At 67.0% G+C, this 21977-nt stretch carries 21 protein-coding genes; 14 read left to right on the forward strand and 7 right to left on the reverse strand.

Going from position 1 to position 21977, the window contains the following annotated elements:
- Window positions 1-30: 30 nt before the first annotated feature.
- Window positions 31-1722: a thiamine pyrophosphate-binding protein gene (locus tag NGM06_RS13785; RefSeq protein ID WP_254267515.1), complete on the forward strand. Its 1692-nt coding sequence runs from the start codon at window positions 31-33 to the stop codon at window positions 1720-1722.
- A 95-nt stretch (window positions 1723-1817) separates the two neighbouring features.
- Here the strand turns inward: NGM06_RS13785 and glmU are convergent, their stop codons facing one another.
- On the reverse strand, window positions 1818-2999 hold the full coding sequence (glmU, locus tag NGM06_RS13790; protein ID WP_254267516.1) for a bifunctional sugar-1-phosphate nucleotidylyltransferase/acetyltransferase: 1182 nt from the start codon (window positions 2997-2999) through the stop codon (window positions 1818-1820).
- A gap of 273 nt (window positions 3000-3272) precedes the next feature.
- Here glmU and NGM06_RS13795 point away from each other — a divergent pair, with 273 nt between their 5' ends.
- From NGM06_RS13795 to NGM06_RS13805, 3 genes are all read left to right on the forward strand, one after another.
- Window positions 3273-4370, forward strand: a complete 1098-nt coding sequence (locus tag NGM06_RS13795; RefSeq protein WP_254267517.1) for a helix-turn-helix transcriptional regulator — start codon at window positions 3273-3275, stop codon at window positions 4368-4370.
- Window positions 4371-4512: 142 nt separating this feature from the next.
- A complete protein-coding gene (locus NGM06_RS13800; RefSeq protein ID WP_254267518.1) occupies window positions 4513-5079 on the forward strand; it encodes a response regulator transcription factor in 567 nt (188 codons plus the stop codon).
- 198 nt (window positions 5080-5277) lie between these two features.
- Window positions 5278-6723 (forward strand): acyl-CoA thioester hydrolase/BAAT C-terminal domain-containing protein, encoded by a 1446-nt coding sequence (locus NGM06_RS13805; RefSeq protein WP_254267519.1) that lies wholly within the window; start codon window positions 5278-5280, stop codon window positions 6721-6723.
- Between the two features lie 113 nt (window positions 6724-6836).
- Here NGM06_RS13805 and NGM06_RS13810 read toward each other — a convergent pair whose 3' ends face one another.
- Window positions 6837-7583 carry a DNA-directed RNA polymerase subunit epsilon gene (locus tag NGM06_RS13810; RefSeq protein ID WP_254267520.1) on the reverse strand — a complete coding sequence of 249 codons (747 nt, stop codon included), beginning with the start codon at window positions 7581-7583 and terminating at the stop codon, window positions 6837-6839.
- 636 nt (window positions 7584-8219) lie between these two features.
- On the opposite strand from NGM06_RS13810, the gene NGM06_RS13815 reads away from it, so the two are divergent.
- The 8 genes from NGM06_RS13815 (at window position 8220) to NGM06_RS13850 (ending at window position 15577) form a co-directional block, all read left to right on the forward strand.
- The gene (locus NGM06_RS13815) at window positions 8220-9107 is read left to right on the forward strand and encodes an ABC transporter ATP-binding protein (protein ID WP_254267521.1); all 888 of its coding nucleotides are present in this window, start codon (window positions 8220-8222) and stop codon (window positions 9105-9107) included.
- Window positions 9104-10963 carry an ABC transporter permease gene (locus NGM06_RS13820; protein ID WP_254267522.1) on the forward strand — a complete coding sequence of 620 codons (1860 nt, stop codon included), beginning with the start codon at window positions 9104-9106 and terminating at the stop codon, window positions 10961-10963. The genes NGM06_RS13815 and NGM06_RS13820 overlap by 4 nt, the downstream gene beginning before the upstream one ends.
- Complete coding sequence (locus NGM06_RS13825; RefSeq protein WP_254267523.1) at window positions 10956-12002, forward strand: ABC transporter permease; 1047 nt, start codon at window positions 10956-10958, stop codon at window positions 12000-12002. The genes NGM06_RS13820 and NGM06_RS13825 overlap by 8 nt, the downstream gene beginning before the upstream one ends.
- 75 nt (window positions 12003-12077) lie before the next feature.
- Entirely contained in the window at window positions 12078-12818 is a 741-nt protein-coding gene (locus tag NGM06_RS13830; RefSeq protein ID WP_254267524.1) for a hypothetical protein, read from the forward strand.
- A gap of 49 nt (window positions 12819-12867) precedes the next feature.
- Entirely contained in the window at window positions 12868-13206 is a 339-nt protein-coding gene (locus NGM06_RS13835) for a hypothetical protein (protein WP_254267525.1), read from the forward strand.
- Between the two features lie 231 nt (window positions 13207-13437).
- On the forward strand, window positions 13438-13680 hold the full coding sequence (locus NGM06_RS13840; protein ID WP_254267526.1) for a DUF4177 domain-containing protein: 243 nt from the start codon (window positions 13438-13440) through the stop codon (window positions 13678-13680).
- Window positions 13673-14701 carry a DUF7972 family membrane protein gene (locus tag NGM06_RS13845; protein ID WP_254267527.1) on the forward strand — a complete coding sequence of 343 codons (1029 nt, stop codon included), beginning with the start codon at window positions 13673-13675 and terminating at the stop codon, window positions 14699-14701. The genes NGM06_RS13840 and NGM06_RS13845 overlap by 8 nt, the downstream gene beginning before the upstream one ends.
- Before the next feature lie 54 nt (window positions 14702-14755).
- Entirely contained in the window at window positions 14756-15577 is an 822-nt protein-coding gene (locus tag NGM06_RS13850; protein ID WP_254267528.1) for a hypothetical protein, read from the forward strand.
- Window positions 15578-15597: 20 nt separating this feature from the next.
- On the opposite strand, the gene NGM06_RS13855 is transcribed toward NGM06_RS13850, so the two are convergent.
- The 3 genes from NGM06_RS13855 to NGM06_RS13865 form a co-directional block, all read right to left on the reverse strand.
- Window positions 15598-15774 carry a DUF8143 family protein gene (locus NGM06_RS13855; RefSeq protein ID WP_254267529.1) on the reverse strand — a complete coding sequence of 59 codons (177 nt, stop codon included), beginning with the start codon at window positions 15772-15774 and terminating at the stop codon, window positions 15598-15600.
- A 35-nt stretch (window positions 15775-15809) separates the two neighbouring features.
- Entirely contained in the window at window positions 15810-16043 is a 234-nt protein-coding gene (locus NGM06_RS13860; RefSeq protein WP_254267530.1) for a zinc ribbon domain-containing protein, read from the reverse strand.
- A 114-nt stretch (window positions 16044-16157) separates the two neighbouring features.
- A complete protein-coding gene (locus NGM06_RS13865; protein ID WP_254267531.1) occupies window positions 16158-17090 on the reverse strand; it encodes a winged helix-turn-helix domain-containing protein in 933 nt (310 codons plus the stop codon).
- Between the two features lie 95 nt (window positions 17091-17185).
- Here NGM06_RS13865 and NGM06_RS13870 point away from each other — a divergent pair, with 95 nt between their 5' ends.
- On the forward strand, window positions 17186-18619 hold the full coding sequence (locus NGM06_RS13870) for an FAD-binding oxidoreductase (protein ID WP_254267532.1): 1434 nt from the start codon (window positions 17186-17188) through the stop codon (window positions 18617-18619).
- A gap of 139 nt (window positions 18620-18758) precedes the next feature.
- On the forward strand, window positions 18759-19907 hold the full coding sequence (locus tag NGM06_RS13875) for an ATP-binding protein (protein ID WP_254267533.1): 1149 nt from the start codon (window positions 18759-18761) through the stop codon (window positions 19905-19907).
- A gap of 62 nt (window positions 19908-19969) precedes the next feature.
- Here NGM06_RS13875 and NGM06_RS13880 read toward each other — a convergent pair whose 3' ends face one another.
- Together NGM06_RS13880 and NGM06_RS13885 are read right to left on the reverse strand one after the other, a co-directional pair.
- Window positions 19970-20503: a nitroreductase family deazaflavin-dependent oxidoreductase gene (locus NGM06_RS13880; protein ID WP_254267534.1), complete on the reverse strand. Its 534-nt coding sequence runs from the start codon at window positions 20501-20503 to the stop codon at window positions 19970-19972.
- 123 nt (window positions 20504-20626) lie between these two features.
- Window positions 20627-21823: an outer membrane protein assembly factor BamB family protein gene (locus NGM06_RS13885; RefSeq protein WP_254267535.1), complete on the reverse strand. Its 1197-nt coding sequence runs from the start codon at window positions 21821-21823 to the stop codon at window positions 20627-20629.
- Window positions 21824-21977: the final 154 nt, after the last annotated feature.

Genomic DNA, 21977 nt, shown 5'->3' on the forward strand with positions numbered 1-21977 from the left:
TTCACAGGTGATTGCGAACAGTGAACACACATGTCCGACGAGTACACCGGAGCCGACCTGTTCGTGGACGCGTTGGAGCGCTACGGCGTCTCGCACGTCTTCGGCAACCCCGGCACCACGGAACTCCCCGTGATGAAAGCCCTCGGGGACAGCGACCTCGAATACGTCCTCGGACTCCACGAGGACGTGGCGGTCGGGATGGCCGCGGGCTACGCCAGCACCCGGCGGTATCACTCCCACCACGACGACTCGGTGACGCCGGTCGGCGTCGTGAACCTCCACGTGGCGCCGGGCCTCGCGCACGGCCTCGGCAACCTCTACGGCGCGAGCGTGGCCGGAGCGCCGCTGGTCGTGACCGCCGGGAACCACAGCACCGACTTCCGCCACGAGGAGCCGATTCTGTCGGGCGACCTCGTGGAGATGGCCGACGAGTTCGCCAAGTGGAGCGCCGAAGTGCAGGACGTGAGCGCCCTGCCGACGATGCTCCGGCGGGCGTTCCGCGTGGCGCTCACGCCGCCGACCGGGCCGGTCTTTCTGGCGCTTCCCCTCGACGTGATGATGACTCCGACCGACGCCGACCCGGAGCGACTCGGCGAGATTCCCGACGCTGGCCGGGGCGACCCGACACAGATAGAACTCGCGGCGGACCTGCTCGCGGACCCCGGCGAGGACGTGGCGCTCGTCGTCGGTGACGGCGTGGCGCGCTCCGGGGTGGACGCGGTGGAGTCCGCGGTGGCGTTCGCGGAGGCCGCCGGAGCGCGCGTCCACGGCGAGATTCTGGCCTGCGAGGTGGACTTCCCCACGGACCACGACCAGTGGGTCTCCTACGTCCCGCCGGACGAGGACCTCGCGGCGACACTGCTCGGCGCGGACAACCTCGTGTTCGCCGGGTGTTCGACGAACACGACCCTGACGCGCCACGAGCGCGAACTCGTCGCCGAGGACACCACCTGCGTCCACGTCAGCGACGACGCGTGGCAGGTCGGCAAGAACCAACCGGCGGACGCCGCCGTGGTGGGCGACCCCGGCCGAGTCCTCTCGGAACTCGCCGACCGCCTCCGCGAGCGCGTCACCGACGAGGGCCGCGAGGAGCGACTGGAGCGAGTCGGCGCGGTCAAACAGATGGTCGAGAGTCGGATGGCCGAGATGGGCGAGGACGAGGCCGACGACCCCCGGGCCTCGAAGGCCGAACTCGTGGACGCGATGGAGCGAGTCGCCGGGGACGCCTACGTCGTGGACGAGGGCGTCACCGCCAAGTACGCCATGCTGACTCGGTGGGACTTCGAACCGGAGCAGTACATCTCGAACAAGGGCGGCGGACTCGGCTACGGACTCCCGGCCTCGGTCGGCGCGGCCGTCGCGGAGTCGGAGACCGACGACCCCCGCGACGTGGTCGGGTTCGTCGGCGACGGGTCGTACCTCTACTACCCCCAGACGCTCTACTCGGCGGCCCGCCGCGACGCGGACCTGACGGTCGTGATTCCGGACAACCGCAACTACCGCATCCTGAAGGACAACACGCTCGACCTCTTCGGCGGCGAGGAGGACGACAACGAGTTCGTCGGCATGGACTTCGAACCGCCGGTCGACATCCCGGCGAACGCGGAGAGCCACGGCGCTCGCGGGCGGTTGGTCGAGGACCCCGACGAAATCGAGTCGGCGCTGTCCGAGGCGCTGGAACGGGAGGGACCGGACGTGCTAGACGTGCTGGTCCACGACTGAGTCCGTTCGGAAAGGATTCGGCTCCGAGGCCGACTCCGATTCCGGGTCCGAGTCCGATTCCCGTGTCCGACTTCAGTTCCGAATTCGACTCGCGGCTATCGGTCGCGCGTGACGACTTCGCCGGGCGTCGTCGTCGCACTCGACGAGAGTTTCACGCCCGCGTTCAGACTCGTGTTGATGCCGGTTTTCGCGCCGTCTCCGGCGACGACGCCGAACTTCCGGCGACCGGTCGAGATTCGCTCACCCTTGACCGTCAGTTTCACTGGTTGGTCGTCGTGGCGGAGGTTGGCGACGTTCGTCCCCGCGCCGAAGTTCACGTCGCGACCCAGCACGCTGTCGCCGACGTAGCTGAGATGGGCGACGTGCGTGCCTCGGCCGAGGACGCTGTTCTTGACCTCGACGCTGTGGCCGACTTTCGCATCTTCGCTCACGAGCGTCGCGCCGCGGACGTACGCGTTCGGCCCGACGCTCGCGCCCGAGCGCACCAGCGCCGGACCCTCGACGACGACTCCGGCGTCGATTGTCGCGCCCTCTTCGACAACCACGTCGCCCCGGATGTCGGCGTCCTCGTGGACGGTTCCCCGGAGGTCGCGGTCCAGTTCGCCGAGTTTCCACTCGTTGGCTTCCAGCAGTTCCCACGGCCGTCCCACGTCGAGCCATCGGTCCATCGCGGCGTAGCCCACGTCGTACTCCTCGACGGCGCGCGCGAGAACGTCGGTGATTTCGTGTTCGCCGCGCTCGCTCTCGGGCACGTCCAGCCACGCCCGCGCTTCCTCGGGGAAGACGTAGGCCCCGGCGTTGGCGAGGTCGGTCGGTGGGTCGGACGGTTTCTCGACGATATCGGTGACGGCGTCGCCGTCCGTCGAGAGGACGCCGTAGTTCGAGGGGTCTTCGACCCGCGTCGCGCCGACCGCGGGTCCCGCCTCGAACAGGTCGGCGATGGCGTCGGAGTCGTAGAGGTTGTCGCCGTTGAGGACGGCGAAGGGGCCGTCTAGCAGGTCGCGGGCGGCCCGCACCGCGTCGGCGGTGCCCGACTGGGACTCTTGGACCGCATAGCGCACTGGGACTCCGGCGTACTCGTCGCCGAAGTAGTTTCGGACGGCGTCGGCCTCGTAGCCGACGACGACGACGAGTTCGTCCGCGCCCGCGTCCACGGCGGCGTCGGCGGCGTGGGCGGCCAACGGGCGGTCCGCGACCGGTAGCATCGGTTTGGGGAGCGACGCCGACAGCGGCCGAATTCGCGTTCCCTCGCCCGCCGCGAGAATCACTGCTTGCATGGTCGTGGCTTCGGTACACCGCCGTTTTAGTCTCCCGGAGTCGCCGCCGGTTTCGACTCCCCACTTAATGTCCCTTACGCCTACTGGCGGGTGTTTTTACGCTAGGGGTCTCTCTGTTCCAGTACGCCTCGTCCAGCATCTTCGGTCGCCGAAGCTCGGCCGAACCCCGATGGCAATGACTTAATATCCATCGGACCGTCAACACCCACTACTTGCAATAGCTCCGGAACACGTTCAAATTGATGAAACAAAACGAAACATGATGACCAACGAATGAACATCGATACATCCGACAGGAGACAACTGGAGCAGTCCTCGAACGTTCTCCTGCTGGCACCGTTGACACCCACGGGCAACCGGGCGTGTCTCGAACTACTCGCCTCGACGACGCCGCCGGAGGACGCGAACGTCGCCGCAGTGACGTACACGCCGCCGCCCGAGACGTGGATTTCCGACTGGAAGAAGTACATCGAGCGTCTGCCCGACGAACTCGCGTTCATCCACGCCAACACGGTGGAGACGACGGGCGACCACGACGAGAGCGAACTCCCGCCGGACGTGTCGGTCGCTCGGGTGGACCCGAACCAGCCGATGGACATCATCGCGCCGCTGAGCGAGCAACTGACCCGGTGGAACGGCAACGGGAATCAGACGCTCGTCTCGGTCCAGACGCTGACTATCCTTCTGGAGTACGTCGACTTCGACACCGCGTTTCGGTATCTCCACATTCTCACGCACCGAGTCCGGGCGGCCGACGCCATCGGCTTCTACCAGATGGACCCCGACATCCACGACGAGGAGACCATCAACACGCTGAAGACCCTGTTCGATGCCGTGGTGGAGGTCTCCGACGACGGTGAGGAGTGGTCGGTCACCGAGACCTACGGCGACCGAACCGCGACCAGCGACCACGTCCAGTCTCACGACACGGACGTCTCCGTGCCCGACTCCGAGAGCGGCCTGTTCGCGTCGATTCGCGACTCGCTGACGGGCGTGTTCTCCGACGCGAACGGCTCGGAGTCGGTCGATACCGCGACCGGCGGGTCCGCCGAACGGGCCGGTGAGGGGGCCTCGTCCGGGTCGGCCCCACAGTCGGGCCGGGAGTCGGGCGTCGAAGACCTCCCCGAGGAGGCGATGCTGACCGACGAGGACCGAATCCGGGAACTGCTCACCACGTACGGGGGACGGATGAAGCAGGCCGACGTGACCGAGGAGACCGACTGGTCGAAATCGACGGTCAGTCGCAAACTCTCGAAGATGGAGGAGAAGGGCCTCATCACGCGCGTACAGGTCGGGAGGGGGAACCTCGTCTTCCTGAGCGGCTACGAACCCGAGACGGCGAAATCGCCTTTCGAACAGGAGACGGACTGATAGATGACGAACCGAACGCGCGAACGACCGGCCGGACCCACCGGCGAACGCCGCGACCGGCGACCGGAGTCGCCGAGACACGGCAGTTTAAGTTCGACTGGACATGAGTGAATCACTACAGAGCGCAAGCGAGACCGGAACTATGCCAAAAGATGCTACAGTGCTGATAGTCGACGACGAGAAGCCGATAACGGACGCCTACGCCCAATGGCTGGAAGACGACTACCAAGTTCGGACGGCCTACAGCGGGTCCGAGGCCCTCGAAAAACTCGACGACGAGGTCGACGTCGTCTTGCTCGACCGACGGATGCCGGACCTCTCGGGCGAGGACGTACTGAACGAGATACACGAGCAGGGACTCACCTGTCGGGTCGCGCTCGTCTCGGCGGTCGAACCCGACTTCGACATCCTCGAACTCGGTTTCGACGCCTATCTCGAAAAGCCGGTCTCGGAGGCCGAGGAGTTGCGCGAAACCGTCGAGACCCTCATCCGACGCTCGACCTACGACGTTCAGATGCAGCGGTTCCTCTCGCTGGCGAACAAGAAGGCCGCGCTGGAGACCAAGAAGAGTCCCGAGGAACTCGACGCCAACGAGGAGTACGAACAACTCACGCAGGAACTCGCGGACCTCCGCGCTCAACTCTCGGACACCGCGACGACGCTCGACGACAACGACCTGCGCGCGGAGTTCTACGAGAGCGAGCAGTGACGATTCGGTTTCTCGCCGCGCCGGTCTAACCGTCGGTCCGTGCCCGAGACTGTCGGTTCGTCGTCCGCCGTCGCGCTTTAAGTGCTTCTGGCGACAACGGGTAGATACGAGGGAGACGGTCTCGTTCTACCGAAGCTACTCCGAACAGACGTCAGTCCGACGTCAATCATTATCCCGCTTCGGAACGTCGTCCAGACGATGACGAAAACGCGCCGCGACCTGCTCCGTGCGGTCGCTGTTTCCGGGGGCGTCACGCTCGCGCCGGGGACACTAGCAACCGGCGAGCGCGGCCCGAATCCGGAAGTCCGCGCGCCCGACCGGACGCTCGTCGGCCGACCGGCGCGAGTCCGCCTCGCAGGGTTCGCACCGAGAACGGAGGTGACGCTCGAAGCGACCGCCACCGACGAGCGGGGCGTCGAGTTCTCGGCCGCGCGGTCGCTCCGAACCGACCGAACGGGAGCGGCGAGCGTCGCGGACCGACTGTCGTCGGCGACGACCGACCCCGCCGGGACGGCAGACTGGACCGCGATGGGACCGGGGTTCGAGTCGTCGGACCTCGCGGCCGTCGAGATGCTGCTGTGCCGGCTGACGCCGCGAGCGGGCGCGTCACCGACGCCGGACCGCTTCGTCGCGGGCGAACGGGCGGCGGTAGACGTGACGCTCACCGCGCGGGTCGGCGAGGAGCGCCGGGCCTCGGCGACGACCACTCGCGTCCTCACCGATTCGAGCGTCTCCCGGCGGACCGTCTCCGACCGGGACCTCGTCGGGTGGCTCTACGAACCGCCGGGCAAAGCGGAGGGACCGCACCAGGGCGTCGTCGCACTCCACGGGTCGCACGCGCGGGTTCCGCACGCGCTGAGTCGAACGCTGGCCAGTCACGGCTACGCGACGCTGGCACTCCAGTACGTTGGCGGCGAAGGGCTTCCGGAGTCGGTGCGCGGCGTCCCGGTCGAATACTTCCGCCGGGCGACTCGCTGGCTGACCGAACGGGAGAGGGTCCGCGACGAACGCGCCGGATTCGTCGGCGTCTCGCGGGGCGTCGAGGCGGCGTTACTGGCGGCGGCCGATTTCTCCGGCAGTACGGCCGTGGTCGGCTACTCCGGGGGCGGCGTCCTCGGACCGGGCGTGAACGCGTCTGCCACGGCGGTCACGGACTGGGCGTCGGCGTGGACTCGAAATGGGGACCCGCTCGCCGACGCGACGGCGGTCCGGACGGTGTTCAGCGCGGTGCAGGACGCACGAGAGGAGTGTGAGACTGTCGCCTGCGTCCCCGAGTCCGTCCGTGAATGGGTAGGTGCCTCGACCCTGCGGCGAGCGGTCGCCCCGGTCGAAATCATCGACGGACCGGTCGTCCTGCTCGCCGGGAGCGACGACGCCACGTGGCCCGCTCCGGCGCTGTCGGCGATGGCCATCGACCGACTCGATAGACGCGGCCACGACCAACCGTACCAGCTACGGGTGTACGACGACGCGGGACACGTCTTCGGCCTGCCGTACCGCCGATACACCGGCGAGGCGACGAGTCAGGAGTACGGCGGGTCGCCCGCCGCGAACGCCGTCGCGGCGGCGGACTCGTGGCCGGTCGTGCTGCGATACCTGCGCAGGGGACTACGACCAGAATCGGACTCGACGGCTCTCGTTTAAGTGCTTCTGGCGACAACGGGTAGATACGAGGAAGATTCGCTCGCCGGTTTTCGCTCTATCGCCGATTTCTCTCCTTGTTCTACCGACGAAGGTCGAGGTGCGACGACACTCAGTTACTTCTCGTGGGCTTCGTCCGCGCGACGAGCGTCGAGGCTCGGCAGGTTCGGGTCGCGGTAGGGGTTCCGGCCGTACACCGCCGTTTCGAGGTCCTGTTCGTCGAGTTGGTCTCTGAGCGTGCGCCGGAGTCGATTGAGGCTGGTCACGTCCAGTCCGTGCTTCGCGACGAGCGCCGAGAACTCCTCCTCGTCGGTTATCGACCGGAACTGGTCGTAGAGGTCGTTCAATCGGTCGGGCGACAGGCCGCTAATCCACTCTTGGTCGTGGAGACCGAGGTAGTGTTCGCGCTCGCGGTCCACGACGTGGCGGATGACGACCAGCGCCACCTTCGGAATGGCGCGCTGGCTTCCGAACGCCGTGAGGTCGAGGTCCGACATGATGCCGACCACCCGGTCGCGCTGCCACGGGGTCAGCGACAGGTCGTTGCAGAGCGCGTGGGCGATGCGGAGTTTGTCGAGGCGGTGCATCCGCGCGCTGTGCCCGGCCATCGCGGAGTGGCGTTCCTCGTGGAGTCGGCGCACGTTCTCGGAGAGGTCGGCGTCCGGCGACTCCGCGCGACCGATCTGGGTCGCGCTCGGCGTGACGGGACCCCACTTCCGGACCGTCTGGTCACGTTGGAGGTCTGCCCGGCCGACAGCGCCGTCGCCGGGTCGCTGACTGAACGGTCGCTCCACGTCGCGGTCGTCGCCGACAGCGTCCGACTGCCACGTCGGCAACTGCTGGTCGGTCCACCCCTCGGTCATTACTCGCCCGTAGTCGGCGGGGATAGTTTAAACATGCGCCTGCGACGGAGCGCCGCCGAGTCGAGACGCGCGACTGCGGAGAACCGAGTCCTGCAGAACGAGACCGTCTTCCTTCGTATCTACCCATTATCGCCAGAACTACTTAAAGAGATTCCGTCGGGGCAACCGAGTCCATTCACGCCGACTGCGCGAACAGGCCGCCGACGTAGACGAACGCCGCCGAGGCGAGCGCCAACAGGAACGTCCCGGCGATTAACAGGTCGTACAACACTGCCAGCGCGAGGAGCGACCAGAGGAGTCCGCTCCGGGGGGCCGCTCCGGACGAGGCGGCCAGTTCGGCGAACGATTCGGTGTCCCGCTTCGACAGCGACCGCGGACGGACTGCTTCCGCGACGGCGTACGCGAACGAGGCGAGGAGGATGGCCTCCGGCGCGTACCCGAGAAGACTCCCGACGACGAGCGTCGCCAGTACGAGCGACCTGACGACGACTTTCCGCCACGAGATTCGCTCTGTCAGTTCCGTGGTCGAAGTTCTGACACCTGACGCACGACTGTTGTGGATTACCGCCCGACCGTCGATTCTCCGCCGCCAACCACAAAATCAAGTCCCTCCAGTGAACACTCCTCAGTATCCCGATGATAGAAGTCGAAAATCTGCGGAAGGAGTACGGCGGGTTCACCGCCGTCGAGGGGAGCAGTTTCTCGGTCCCCGAGGGCGAAGTGTTCGGCGTCGTCGGTCCCAACGGCGCGGGCAAGACCACGACGCTCAAGATGCTCGCGGGGTTGGTCGAACCGACCTCCGGGACCGCCCGCGTCGCGGGGTTCGACGCCGAGGACCCCGAGATGCGGAAGCACCTCGGCTTCCTCCCGGAGGAGTCGCCGCTGTACGAGGACATGACCGCGGTCTCCTACCTCGAGTTCTTCGCCGACCTCTACGACGTGCCGGAAGAGGTGGCCCGCGAGCGCATCCACGACACGTTAGACCGCCTCGACCTGCAACACCGCGAGCGGAAAATCGGCGACATGTCCAAGGGGATGACCCGGAAGGTCGCCATCGCGCGCTCGCTGGTCAACGACCCCGACGTACTCATCTACGACGAACCCGCGAGCGGACTCGACCCGCTGACGACCAACTACATCATCGAGTTCACCCGCGACCTCGCGGAGTCGGGCAAGACTGTCGTCTTCAGCGCCCACAACCTGTTCCACGTCGAGAGCATCTGCGACCGGGTGGCCGTGATGAACGACGGGCGAATCGTCGCGCGCGGGAGCGTCGAGACCATCCGCGAGGAACACGGCCGGACCGAGTACCGCGTCTACACCACGGTCGAAGTCGCGGGCGCGGTGAAGGAGAACGGCCGCTACTGCCGCACGGTCGAGAGCATGGAGGCGGTCGAGGAGACCCGCGAACGCGCCGAGGCCGCGGGCGGAGAGGTCGCCGACATCCAGACCGAGACCCCGAGCCTCGAAGACATCTTCCTCGAACTGGCCGCGGAGTCCCCCGACGTGGAGGGCCGACCGTGAACCTCCGCAAGACCCTCCGCATCGCCCGGTGGGAGGTCTCGAAGAACGCGGGCCAACTCGACCGCCGGACCGTCGCCGTCGCGGCCGTCGTCCTGCTCGCGGTCGGCGCGCTCACGCCGATGGTCGCCAGCGAGGGCGTCACCCTCGACGACGGCATCTACCGCGTCGGGGTCTCGCAGGACAGTCCGTACTACGCCCCGGTCCAGAACGATTCGACGTTCGTCGCGGTCGAACCCAGAGACGAGGGCTCGGACCTGTTCTTCTGCACCGAGACCACCCCGCGGTGCGACCCCGGCCAGGTTCGGGCCGACGCCACCCCGAAGGGGAAGGCCGCGCTCGCCGAGTTCCGTAAGTCGGTCACGCGGTACAACGACCGCCTGCTGGCCGACGACCCCGACAGGGCCGCCGCCTTCCCCGTCTCGGTATCGGTCAGCTACGTGGAGCAGACCGGCCTGCGCGCGGCCGGGAGCGGTGAGTCGGCCGCGGGCCGAACGACCCGCGAGGGCGAGAAGCGCCTCGGCAGTGGCGAAAGCGGCGGTGACGGAAGTGGCGGTGGCTCCGGACCCGACTCGTCGGACTCCGGCAGCGGCGGTCCCGTGCAGGCACCCTCGGTCGGCGGTGGCGGCGGGTCGCTGTTCGGCGGAAACGCCGCGGGGGGAACCCCGTCGGACATCGCGCCGCCGTTCCCCTTCGAGTCGCTGGTGCTGGCGTTCGCGTTCGTCCTCCCGATGAACTTCGTGATTCAGGCGTACGCCTCCACGATTCTGGACGAACGCGTCAACGAGCGCGGCGAACTCCTGCTGGTGTCGCCGGTCTCGCGGGGCGACATCATCGCGGGCAAGACCCTGCCGTACTTCGTCGGGATGGTCGCCATCGCGTCCGTCACGGCGGTCGGCATCGCGGTGCTGACCCCCGCTTCGGACGGCGCGCTGGCAGTCGCCGCGACCGCGGCCAAGTCTGTCTCCGCGGTGGTTCCCATCGCGCTCCTGTTCCTCTCGGCGTCGTTCGTCGGCGGGATGTTCGCCCGGTCGTTCAAGGAACTCACCTTCGTCACGGTCACGCTCTCGGTGTTCCTGACCTCCTACGCGTTCGTCCCGGCCATCTTCACCAACGTCCACCCCATCGCGGCCATCTCGCCGCTGACCCTCGTGGTGAAGGCGCTCCGGGGGGCCGCGTTCTCGCTCGGCGAGTACGCCTTCTCGACCGGGCCGCTGTTCCTCTCGTCGGGCGTCCTCTTCGCGCTCGGCGCGGGCGTCTACCGCGAGGAGGACATGTTCACCCAGCGGTCGGTCCCGCTGAAGTTCCTCGACGCGCTCGACAGCCAGATTTTCGGGCGGCGCTCGGTCGCGAAGTTGAGCGCGCTCTCGATTCCGTTCGTCTTCGTCGGCGAACTGCTCGTCGTCGCCCTGCTGTTCGCGCTCCCGGGGTCGATTTCGATGCCCGTCCTGCTGGTCGCCATCGCGGGCGTCGAGGAGGTCGCCAAGAGCGTCCACGTCTACGCCGGGTTCGCCCACTCGCGGTTCGAGCGGACCCTGCGGTCGGCCGCGACGCTCGGGTTCCTCTCGGGACTGGGCTTCTTCCTCGGCGAGAAGGCGACCGCGGTAGCCCAACTCGTCGGTCTGCCCAACCTCGAACTCGGGAAGGCGGCGTTCGGCACCGTGACGGGTCTCGGCATCGAGGCCACGCCGCTGGTGCTGGTCGCCCTGTTCGTCACGCCGCTCGCGCTCCACACGGTGACGGCGACGATTACCGCCGCGGGCGCGACGCGCGACCGGAACTGGTACCTCGGGACGCTGGCGGTGGCGACGCTGGTTCACGCCGTCTACAACCTAACGGTGGTGAGTTACCTTGGGTAAGCGCCTGACGGTCGCTCGGCGCGAACTCGCGTCGCTCCGGAGCGAGAAGACCATCGTGCTGGCCATCCTCATCCAGTTGTTCGTCGCGGCGTTCTCGTCGTTCCTCGCGGTCGGACTGGTCTCGCTGTACGACCCCGGGTCGGTGTCGAACCAGTTCGTCGTGGAGTTCGGCGTCACGGGCGAGGCGAGCGACGACCTCGCGCCGGTCATCGAGGAGCGCGACGGCTGGCGGGCCGTGGAGTACGGCGACGAGTCGGCGGCGATGCGGGACTTCGATAGGGGGGCGATTCACGCCGTCCTCAGGGTCGAACGCTTGGCCGACGGTCGGGCGCACGTTAGCGCGGTCGCGCCGGACGGCAACGTCCGGACGACGCTCGTGGTGACCCAGATAAAGAGCGTGCTGGAGGCGTTCGAGCGCCACGAGCGAGCGCGACTCAGTTCCCGGCTCACCCGCCAACCGGTCGAGTTGCCGCCCGACTCGTCGTCGAGTCCCTACTTCGGGTTCACCTACACGGTGCTCGTTCCCCTGCTCACGTTCCTGCCGGTGTTCATCAGCGGGAGCATCGCCGTGGACGCCATCGCCGAGGAGTACGACCGCGGCACGCTGGAACTGCTGCGGGTGACGCCCCTGACCGCGACCGACATCGTGGACGGGAAGCTACTGGCGATGGGAAGCCTCGCGCCGGTGCAGGCGGGGGCGTGGCTGGCGCTCCTGTCGCTCCGGGGGACGAGCATCGCCAACCCCGTCGAGATTCTGCTGCTCGTGACCGGGTTCTCCGTCGGCGTGGTCACGATGGGCGCGGCCGCGGCGCTGGCCTTCCGTGAGCGCAAGCAGGCGCAGTTCCTCTTCTCGATGGGCGTGATGGTGGTGTTCAGCGCGACCTACCTCCTCACCGAGTCGCCCGCCAACACCGTGGCGAAACTCGCAATCGGGAGTCCGACCGAGGTGACCCACCTCTCGGTGGTCGCCTATCTGGTCGTCTCGCTGGCGGCGTTCGCGGGGCTTCGCCGACTGGTGGCGACGAACGGCCTCAGTTAAGCCGTTTTCTATCTTTAATTATATATTTTAAAGTTAGAAATATTAAAACTATCTGGATGTGATTATTCCGATGCGATGGAAGATAAAGAAAATCTGAACAAGTCGCGTACTGACGTATCACGCAGAAAGACCCTCAAGATGCTCGGAACTGGCGGGGCCGTCGCTGCCGGTCTAGGCAAACTCTCGTCACCTGTCGCGGCGACTGGGAGTCCCGTTGACGTCGTCCCCCTCGAAGACAACGCAGCGAAGCGAGTCATCGGGGACGCGCTGTCGGACCCGGTTGTCAAGGCGCTCAAGCGGACATTCACCACCGAGAAGGGATGGAAGCCACGAGTCGGTGACGCCGCTCCGAAGAAGACGACGGTTCCGGACGAAGACACCGAGTATACGTCGGTAAACATCCCGTTCGAGACAGGGGACGACCGCGAAGCGTACATTACGTGGGTAAGTCTGGACGAGTCCACTCCCGTCGGGCGGTCCGTGAAGCGACTCGAATCCGGTGACTGGGAACACGACCTGTACACGCTGTCCGACACCGCCGAGACAGTAACCGTCGACAGTTCCACGATAGAACAAGGGGCACTCAGCAGGTCAGACGACGATGTGACGACCCAGCACCACCCTTGTGGGACGGGAAAGGTCGTTAATTGGGACTGCGTGCTGAAGAACGTCGGAGCCTACGGCGGTGTGATCGGCGCGTGTGCCAGTTGTGCCGCGACTATGAACCCCGCGAGCGGTGCATGCATCTCGTGTGCCAGCGCTCTTATCACGAAATACGCCAGCGAGATCGACTGTAACCTCTGCGTGGACGAGTAATCCACCAAAAACTTATTTTTTAGTTCGGCAAATCCGTAACCCCTCATACATGGTTAGCTCGATAACAGCTATTCTGAACACGGTCTCGGTTCTCGTCGCGCTCGCCGGGCTTGGAGTGACGGCCTTCGAACTGCGGGCCGTATCGAGAACGCGCCGGGGGAACAGCGGAAGCGTCCCGACGAAGAAAGTGGCTCTCGTCGTAGTTCTGTTCCTCCTCTCCCTCAGTATCGTCTCGTTGTACCTCGTCGCAGGCGTGGACGCGAGTCTATCGCCGGGTTCAGAAGCGACTCCCATCTCTCTCCCGGCACTCGCAGGACTCGTCTCGATATGCATCGTCTTCATCGAACACCTCAACCGGAAGAACGCGAGCAACCTCCGGACCAACTGAGGTTGTCGTCGCCGCCCGCCTTTTTCATCCGCCTCGCGGCGTCAGCTATCGGGGGAGACGCCGGTCGTCCCGAAGTAGGTGTACGAAGTCGTGGACACGGCGTCTACCATCCACGGACCCGGAGTCCGGTCGTCGTTTCCCGTGCCCTCCACATCGTGGCCCAACTCGGCCGCGCTGCCCTCTTTCGAGGGCCATCACGTTTAGCCCCTTCTGTCCCGTCGGTCCGGACAAATGTGTCCCGACGCGGCTCCGCGATGGGAGTATCGGGTCGTCAAGCCACCGCGCGAACCCTCGAAGAAGGAGGCCCGCGACCCGACCACCGCGCTGAACGAGGCCGCGGCCGACGGGTGGGAACTCGACGCGACCATCGAATACGTCGGCGGCGGGACCAAGTTCCTCGTCCTCAGGCGGCCAGCGGAGGGAGTGGCCGAGACCGGCGACGCAGAAGCCGACGACGCCGAGGACGATGACTGAGACGGACGGCGACGAGATACGGACGGCCAACACGCTGCGCGAACGCGTCGGTCTGGGTCGGTTCTACAGTTGGTTCCTGCTCGGCGGGAACCGGTTCGTCGTTACAGGACTCCTCGCCGCGGCCGTCTTCGCCACGTTCGTCGGAATCAGCACGCTCGTCGTCCCGTCGCTGCAGGTGGCGATTCGCTCGGCCGACACCATCGAGACCATGTTCTCGACCATGATCGGCACCGTCATCACCGGGACGACGCTGGTCGTCACCATCAGCCAACTCGTCATCTCGCAGGAGAACGGACCGCTGGGCGACCAGCGCCAGCGGATGAGCGACGCGATGGACTTCCGGACCTACGCGACCGAACTGTTCGAGACCGCCCCCGAAGCCGAACCGGCGGGATTCCTCGCCCAACTCCTCGAAGCCAACGTGCGCCGGGCCGACGCGCTCGAAGAGTGCATCGCCGACAACGGGAACGACGAACTTCGTCGGCAAGTCGGCGAGTTCCTCGACAGCCTACGGGCCAACGCGGACGTGGTGCTGGACGAACTCGACGGGGAGCAGTTCGGCACCTTCGCCGTGTTGGACGCGATACTCGACTACAACTACGCGTGGAAGATTTACCAAGTCGAGCGATTCACCGACACGTTCGGCGACTCCCTCGACGACGAGGAGCGCGAGGCGTTCCACCGACTGGAGACTGCCCTGACCATGTTCGGACCGGCGCGCGAGCAGATAAAGACGCTGTACTTCCAGTGGGAACTCGTGGACCTGTCGCGGTACATCCTCTACGCCGCGGTCCCGGCGCTCGTCGTTGCCGGTGCGATGCTCGCGTTCGTCGGAGCGCCCACGTTTCCGGGGGTCACGCTGGGCGTGCCGAACATCACGTGGGTCGTCGGCGCGGCGTTCACCGTCACGCTCGTGCCGTTCCTGCTGTTCCTGACCTACATCCTGCGAATCGTCGTCGTCGCCAAGCACACGCTCGCAATCGGACCGTTCGTCCTCCGGCAGTCGTACGGGGGGGACTGAAGAAAGTGTTCGGGCGAGCGAAGATACGTATCACGAGCGGAACTATTCGCGTCCGTGAACCGCCGCCCCTTCCTCCGCGCTCTCGCAACCGGGGGCGCTCTGCTGACGGCCGGTTGCACCGAATCGCTCCCCTTCGTCGCCGACGGACCGTCGCCGGAGGACGTGTTCGAGGACCACCGATTCTACGGGACGGAACTCGTGGTCGCGTTCCGCGACCACGTCGAGGTCCGGAACGCCGTCCTCTTCGATTCGTCCACCGACGAGGAGTTCGAAGCAGTCGAACGACCGCCGAGAACGGCGCGCTTCCCGGTCGTGTTCCCGGACCGGCCAGAGACGTACGTCGGTCGCTCGCTCCACGTGAAGGCCGAGACGCGGAATGGGTGGGTCCGTCGGTGGATACCGGAGATGGTCCACGGAAAGGCGAAAAACGTCGAAGTCCTCCGAGACGGCCGCGCTCGGTTCGAGGTCGAGAATCAGGGCGACGCCCCCCTGCTCGTCCGGTTCGTCGGAATCTACGGCGACGTTCCGAATCCCACCGTGAACGTCCAGAGCGACTCGTTCGACGAGTCGTCGTTCGACCTCGGTCCCGGCGTCGTCGGCGTCGGACGGAACCGACCGCTCTCGCCGTCCAGAACCGACCTCGTCGTGTCGCCGGGCGAGGTGGCACCGTTCGAGACGACCTACGCGCCGTTCGCGTTCGGTGCCGACGCCGACTACTGTCGCGGCGACCAGCGGACGGCCCAAATCGCGGTCCTCCACGCCTCTGGCGGGAGCGCGGCCTACACGGTCCAGTACCGACTCGACGGCGAACCGACTGCGGTCGAGGGACAGTCGGCGGTCGTCTGTGGCGGTACGGACACCGCTGGCGGCGACTGACGAGGTAATCCGTCCGGAAATCAGAAGCCGCGGCGCTCGTCCTCGTCCTCGCTGGTGTCGCGCCGCGCCGCCTTCTCCGCGGACTCGCGGTCCATGACCTGCCGGTCGCGCTTCTCCGAATCGACCGCGCTCCACAGCAGCAGGCCACCGCCGACGCTAAGCAGCACGAACAGGACGAAAATTCCGATTGCAGCCATCGTGGAGTTTGAGGATAGTGCTGTGTTCGGGAGCCTCAGCCGAGGAACACGTCCACGATATCGCTCCCGGCCGACCCGGTGTCGCGGTAGAGTTCCGAGTAGCCGCAGTTCAGGCACGAGACGACCTGAAACTGGTTGGTCTGGATGTCGAACATCTTCGAGAGACCGCCGCCGGTCGTGGAGATGGTCCCCACGTCGGTTTCGGTGTGACCGCACTTCGGACAGCCGTCGTCGTCGTTCGCGGGGGCAGAGTTTTCTTCGAAGGGCATGGCCGAGACTCGTCACAGCATTGGCATGAGCTTTGTGGATGCTGTCGCGGAGAAGTGGTACGACGAGCATCTCCACGGACCGAGTTACAGAAACGCGGTTCCACGAGTCGGCCGTCAATCTCGGCGTTCCTCGACCACGTTCATATCCTCGTCGAAGGTGAAGCAGATACGCTGCTCGCCGACGGTCGTCGTCACCTCGACCCGAAGGGGGGCACTACTCGTGACCGTCGCCGAGTCGGCTTGCAAGCCGTCGAGATTCCAGAACGGCGTCTCGCGCATGTCGATACCGTGGTCGTGGTAGACCCCAACCACGGCGGGATGGAGGACGGCGGGGAAGGGGAAGGAACTGTACCAACTGAACCCGCAGCGAGTACACGTGTAGCTGACGATGGCCTCGTCGTCCGTCTCCCAGTCTTCGGGGACGTCCTCGTCGCCTGGGAGGAGCACTGTCTGGTCGAGTTTGCCGTCGCAGTTCGGACAGAACCCGTAGTTGGCCGTCGAGTGGAGTCGCTTCAACCAGCTATCGACGACCCCGGGAGCCTCGTCGGGGGAAACGCCCTCGAATATGCCAGCCGGTATCGGAATGTTCGTGTACGTCTCGTCGCACTCGGGGCACTGGATTTGGACCTTCTCTCCTCGAAACCGGAGTTCCATCCCGCTCTCGCACGACAGGCACGGAACGTCCGTCTCGATGGGGTCTGCGTCCAGTGCCTTCGTGTAGCCGCCGGAGAGTACCGCACCGACCACCCGCCACCCGGGGGCGGCGAGTTCGTATCCCTCGTCACTGCTCGTGACGAACCGGTCGGTGAGTTTCCCGAGGTGGTAGTTGAACTGTCCGGGGTCGTCCACGCCGACTCGCTCGCGCAGTTCGGAGAAGGCGAGCGAACCGTCGGTCTCGTTCAGCGTTTCGAGGATGCGGAAACGGGTCTCGTGAGCGAGGAGTTCGAAGGCCTCGTCCGGCGGCAGGCGCTCTACGGCCACCTCGTCGCTCTCCCCGGTCGTGGACGAGTCGGCCGCCCGGCGTCGGCCGTCGTCGGAGTCGGACATGGTACCGGATTCAGTTGGGCCGATTATAAATCGTCACGGTCGCCGCTACTCGCGCCCACTCCAACGTTTAAGCCGTCATAGGTCCACGGTAACGTATGACTCACGATTGTTCGTTCCTCACGGAACTCGACCTGACGGGCGAGGCGTCGTTCGGCGACTCGGTACGCGAGAGCCACGCCGCCGACTTCGGTGCCGAGGAACGCGGCGAGGGCGTCACGCCCGACGCCGTGGTCTGGCCCGAATCGACCGCCGACGTGTCGGCCGTCCTCGCGGCCGCGAACGAGCGCCGGGTCCCGGTCACCCCCTACGCCGCCGGGACGAGTCTGGAGGGCAACGCCGTGCCCGCCCACCGCGGCGTGAGCCTCGACCTCTCGCGGATGGATGGCGTGCTGGACGTGCGGCCCGACGACTTCCAGATAGACGTGGAACCCGGCGTCTACGGCACCGCGGTGGACGAGGCGGTGGCCGACCGCGGTCTGTTCTTCCCGCCCTTGCCCTCCTCGGGCGACATCTCGACGGTCGGCGGGATGATAGCCAACGACGCCTCCGGGATGAAGACCGTCAAGTACGGCGAGGTCGGCGACTGGGTGCTGGAACTGGAGGCGGTCCTCGCGGACGGGTCGGTAATCACGGCCGGGAGCAAGGCGGTCAAGACCTCCAGCGGTTACAACCTCGCGGACCTGCTGGTCGGGAGCGAGGGCACCCTCGGGGTCGTCACCCGCGCGACTCTCGAACTCGCGGGCAGGCCCGAGCAGATTCGGGGCGGGCGCGCCCTCTTCCCGTCGCTCGACGACGCTACCGAGGCCGTCTTCGACGCCGTGCGCTCGGGCGTGGACGTGGCGACCATCGAACTCGTAGACGCCGACTCTGCCCGGATGGCCAACGACTACACCGGCACCGACCTGCCGGACGTGCCCACCGTCTTCCTCGAATTCCACGCCGACCACGGCGTCGAACGAGAGATAGCGTTCTGCGAGACCGTCTTCGAAGCCCACGGCGTGCAGCGGTTCGACGTTGCCGACGACGAGGCCGAGATGGCCGACCTCTGGCAGGCCCGCAAGGAACTCGCCTACGCGGCCCGCGTCTGGGACCCCGACCTGAGCGCGCTCCACCCCGGCGACGTGACCGTGCCCATCAGCGACTACCCCGAGATGGTCAGATTCGTCAAGCGCCTCGCCGACGAACGCGACCTGCTGGTCCCCTGCTTCGGGCACGCGGGCGACGGCAACCTCCACTTCTCGGTGCTGGTGGACGAGGACGACGACGCGCAACTCGCGGCCGCCGCGTCGGTGTACGAGGCCACCGTCGAGAAGGCCATCGACCTCGGCGGCACCGCGACGGGCGAACACGGCATCGGTCTCGGCAAGCGCGAGTTCCTCGAGACCGAACACGGTCCCGAGTCGGTCGAAGCGATGCGCCGCCTCAAGCGGGCGTTCGACCCTCGCGACACCCTCAACCCGGGCAAGATGTTCCCCGAGACTGCCGAGGGCGAGCGCGTACGGGCCGACCCGGCCGACGACGCCCGCTGAGGCCGCCGCCGCGTCCGCTCTCTCCACCTCGACGCGGAACCGCGAAGGACCGCTTCGGTGTCGAACTGCGAGCGACGGTCTCGACGCGGTCCGCGACCGGCTCCCAAAACTAATAGAACTCTCCCCGAAATCCAACGCCATGGTGCGTCAGTCAGCCACGGTTTCTTCCTCGGTGGCGGTCGTCGGAATCGGCGCGGCACTGCTCGCGGCGTCCGTGGCGCACCACGCGACCGAAATCGGCAGAATCGACCGCCTGAACGGTCCGTTGCTGGCGCTCACGCTCGACGGAGTGCTGTCGCTGGGAGTCACCTACGGCGGCTACCGATTGGCCGACTCCCGACTCGCGCCCGAGCACCGGTGGCGGGTCGTGACGTGGTGTCTGCTCGGCATCACGGTCCTCGTCGGGACGACCGGGGCTGGCATCCTCGTCCGCCAACTCGAAGGTCGGGTCGTCTCCGAACCGACGTTCCAACTTCTGCTCGCGGCCGACGCTGGCGCGGTCGCGGGGCTCGTCGCAGGCTACTACAACGCCAGAAACCGGGCGAACGCCCGGCAAGCGGAGCGTGCGACGACGACGCTCCGGTTCGTCAACGACCTCTTTCGCCACGACGTCAGGAACTACGTGAGCGCCATCGTCGCCCACGCCGACCTCGTCGAGAGCCAGACCGACGCCGAATCGGTGGCCGACTCCGCGACCACCATCCGCGAGCAGGCCGACGAGGTGACCGAACTCGTCGAGAACGCGGGCGCGATAGCCGAGACGGTGGCGGAGGACGACGACTTCGTTCGAATCGACCTCGCGGCCGTCGTCGCCGAGTCCGCCGGACGGGTCGGCGAGAAGTTCGACGTCACGGTCTCGACCGACCTGCCCGAACAGGCGCCCGTGACCGCCAACGAGGCGGTCCAGTCGGTCGTGAACAACCTCGTGGAGAACGCGGCGGAACACGGTGCCGCGAGCGGTCGGGCCGCCGCCGCAGACGGCGACGCCGGACGTTCCGACGCAGAACGCACTGACGCCCGACACATCGACGCCGACGACCCGCAGGTCGAACTCACCGTCACGAACCGCGGCGATTCGGTCCGACTCCGCGTGGCCGACGACGGCCCCGGCGTCGCCGACTCGCGCAAGGCCGAGATATTCGAACCTCGCCCGGAGAGCAGTCACGGCGGAGGCCTCCACCTGACCGAGACGCTGGTCGAGAACTACGGCGGGGACGTCTGGGTCGAGGACAGCGACGCGGGCGGCGCGGCGTTCGTCGTGGAGTTACCCCGCCACGACGCCGGATAGAACTCGCTACGACGACCACTCGACGCGTTCAGACCTCCGACACACTCGGTCCTCCGACGCGCTCAGTCCCTCCGGTTCACGGCCCGCCACAGGACCGCGGCCAGTAGCACCGCACCCGCTAGCCCCGCGACCGCAGGCCGCGCCGGATACCGCCTCGTCACCTCCCGATACTCCGCCGGGACCTCCGCGCCGCGGTCCATCCGGAGGTACTGCCGTGGACCGCTCCGGGACAGCAGTCGGTTCACCCCGGCGGGAAACGCCTCCGGGACCGCGGCCGGGTCCACCAGTCGCGGCGACTCGGCCCGATAGGCCCGGCCGTCGTGGACGACGACGCACTCGTCGGCCGCCCGGACGTTCTGGTACCACTCCGCGTCGGTCCCCGACCGCAGGGCGAGTACGAACTGGTCGCCGACCCTCCCCGTCAGGACGGGCGTGTCGCGGCGTTCCCCTGACTCCCGCCCGACGTGGCGCACGATGCCGTGCGGCGCGCCCGGTCGCCCGGCGAACCGCAGTGCGGTCGATTCCAGAACCCGCCGGTCGCCCGCGCGCGCTCGGTCCCCCGTCCGTCGGTCCGGTGATTGCCGTGTCCCCGCCATGTTCACTCGTTCGAAGGACGCTGACCGCCTTAACCGTGTTCGCAGTTACCGAACAGCGGCGACGGTGACGACCAGCGACCGGTTTCCGGACCCCGTGCCCGCCCGAACCCCGGAACGCGTCCATCACCGTCTGTGGCGCGGGAATTGGCCGACCCACGGTCCGGTCACGGCGAGCGAGTTCTCGCCCGCGACCAGTCCGGTCGCGCGCTCGTACTTCGGATTCCACCCGCATCTGTCCTCCCACGATTTCTCGGCGACGCGGAACTGGTCACGACGCTCGCCGGACGCGGCGTCGAGGACGCTGACGTATCCGCGCTGGTCGAGGACGTAGGCCAGCGACCCGTCCGACGAGACGTCGGCTATCGCCGCTTCGCCCTCGAACCGCCAGTCCTCCGGACCGCCGGAGCGCGGGAAGGCGATTACTCGTCCCCAGTCGGTGCCGACGAAGAAGGTCTCGTCGTCGCGCTCGGTGGCCCGTATCTTCCGCTCCTTCTCGCCGTTTCTCTCACCCGAAACGGAGGCGGTCCACCGCTTCGCTCCGGACTCGGGGTCGATTGCCGCAACCGCCCCGTCACTGCTGGCGACGTGGACTGCGCTGGCGCTCCCGAAGATGGGGTCCCAGATTTTCTCGCCGACCGCGGTCCGCCAGCGTCGGCTTCCGTCGCCGACTGCGAACCCGTAGACGCCCCCGGCCTCGGTCGCCGCGACCGCGGTGTCGCCGACCACGACCGGCCCGGTCCAGACCATCGCGTCCACGTTTCCGGCCCAGACCTCTTCGCCGGTGTCGGCGTCGAGCGCGACGACTCGGTGGGTGAACCCGTCGTCTGTCGAGTCGGCCTGCGAGTCACCGGAGTGGGAGACTCCGACGACTACGAGACCATTCGCCTTCGCGGGTCTGCCCCACGCACCGCCGCCGTAGGTCTCCCGGCCACCGGCGTCGTAGCGCCACTCGACGTGGCCGGTCCGCTCGTCGAGCGCGTAGACGTAGTCCGCGCCGGTCCCGACGTAGACGCTCCCGTCGGCGACTAGCGGGACTCCGGCACCGCCTCCGGTCACCGTGAACACCCAATTCGGCGCTCCGTCGTGCTGTTTCAGCGACGCGACTCGTGATACGCGGTCGCTACTGGTCAGGCCGTGGCTCTCCGAGACGTAGAGCGAATACCCGTCGGTCGCTGGCGGCGACCAGCGGCGGCCCTCGACGGTCCAGTGCGGTTCGCGCCGGTCGATGCAGTGGTCCCCTTCGAACCACCAGTAGCCGCCGACGCCGACCGCAGCGGTGCCGAGGGTCGCGAGGACTTGGCGGCGGGTCCAGTCGGACATCGACAGAGACCCGTCGCTCGGTCGTGATAAGTTTTCTACTACTGTCTGCCAGAATCAATGGTCCGTGTCAACACTTCTGAGTTCCACCAGTCTTTTTACCTATCTCCGCCCACGTTGCATCCAGACTCTCGGTCCGCGTCCGCGACGGCGACGT

Source organism: Halorussus aquaticus (genome assembly GCF_024218795.1).
Lineage (GTDB): Archaea > Halobacteriota > Halobacteria > Halobacteriales > Haladaptataceae > Halorussus > Halorussus aquaticus.

Coding starts and splice junctions, on each gene's coding strand:
- NGM06_RS13880 (WP_254267534.1), bottom strand. CDS start 20,503: ATGGCGGGGACACGGCAATCACCGGACCGACGGACGGGGGACCGAGCG.
- NGM06_RS13870 (WP_254267532.1), top strand. CDS start 17,186: ATGACTCACGATTGTTCGTTCCTCACGGAACTCGACCTGACGGGCGAG.
- NGM06_RS13800 (WP_254267518.1), top strand. CDS start 4,513: ATGCCAAAAGATGCTACAGTGCTGATAGTCGACGACGAGAAGCCGATA.
- NGM06_RS13865 (WP_254267531.1), bottom strand. CDS start 17,090: ATGTCCGACTCCGACGACGGCCGACGCCGGGCGGCCGACTCGTCCACG.
- NGM06_RS13830 (WP_254267524.1), top strand. CDS start 12,078: ATGGAAGATAAAGAAAATCTGAACAAGTCGCGTACTGACGTATCACGC.
- glmU (WP_254267516.1), bottom strand. CDS start 2,999: ATGCAAGCAGTGATTCTCGCGGCGGGCGAGGGAACGCGAATTCGGCCG.
- NGM06_RS13840 (WP_254267526.1), top strand. CDS start 13,438: ATGTGTCCCGACGCGGCTCCGCGATGGGAGTATCGGGTCGTCAAGCCA.
- NGM06_RS13815 (WP_254267521.1), top strand. CDS start 8,220: ATGATAGAAGTCGAAAATCTGCGGAAGGAGTACGGCGGGTTCACCGCC.
- NGM06_RS13805 (WP_254267519.1), top strand. CDS start 5,278: ATGACGAAAACGCGCCGCGACCTGCTCCGTGCGGTCGCTGTTTCCGGG.
- NGM06_RS13875 (WP_254267533.1), top strand. CDS start 18,759: ATGGTGCGTCAGTCAGCCACGGTTTCTTCCTCGGTGGCGGTCGTCGGA.
- NGM06_RS13845 (WP_254267527.1), top strand. CDS start 13,673: ATGACTGAGACGGACGGCGACGAGATACGGACGGCCAACACGCTGCGC.
- NGM06_RS13785 (WP_254267515.1), top strand. CDS start 31: ATGTCCGACGAGTACACCGGAGCCGACCTGTTCGTGGACGCGTTGGAG.
- NGM06_RS13835 (WP_254267525.1), top strand. CDS start 12,868: ATGGTTAGCTCGATAACAGCTATTCTGAACACGGTCTCGGTTCTCGTC.
- NGM06_RS13855 (WP_254267529.1), bottom strand. CDS start 15,774: ATGGCTGCAATCGGAATTTTCGTCCTGTTCGTGCTGCTTAGCGTCGGC.
- NGM06_RS13810 (WP_254267520.1), bottom strand. CDS start 7,583: ATGACCGAGGGGTGGACCGACCAGCAGTTGCCGACGTGGCAGTCGGAC.
- NGM06_RS13860 (WP_254267530.1), bottom strand. CDS start 16,043: ATGCCCTTCGAAGAAAACTCTGCCCCCGCGAACGACGACGACGGCTGT.
- NGM06_RS13885 (WP_254267535.1), bottom strand. CDS start 21,823: ATGTCCGACTGGACCCGCCGCCAAGTCCTCGCGACCCTCGGCACCGCT.
- NGM06_RS13795 (WP_254267517.1), top strand. CDS start 3,273: ATGAACATCGATACATCCGACAGGAGACAACTGGAGCAGTCCTCGAAC.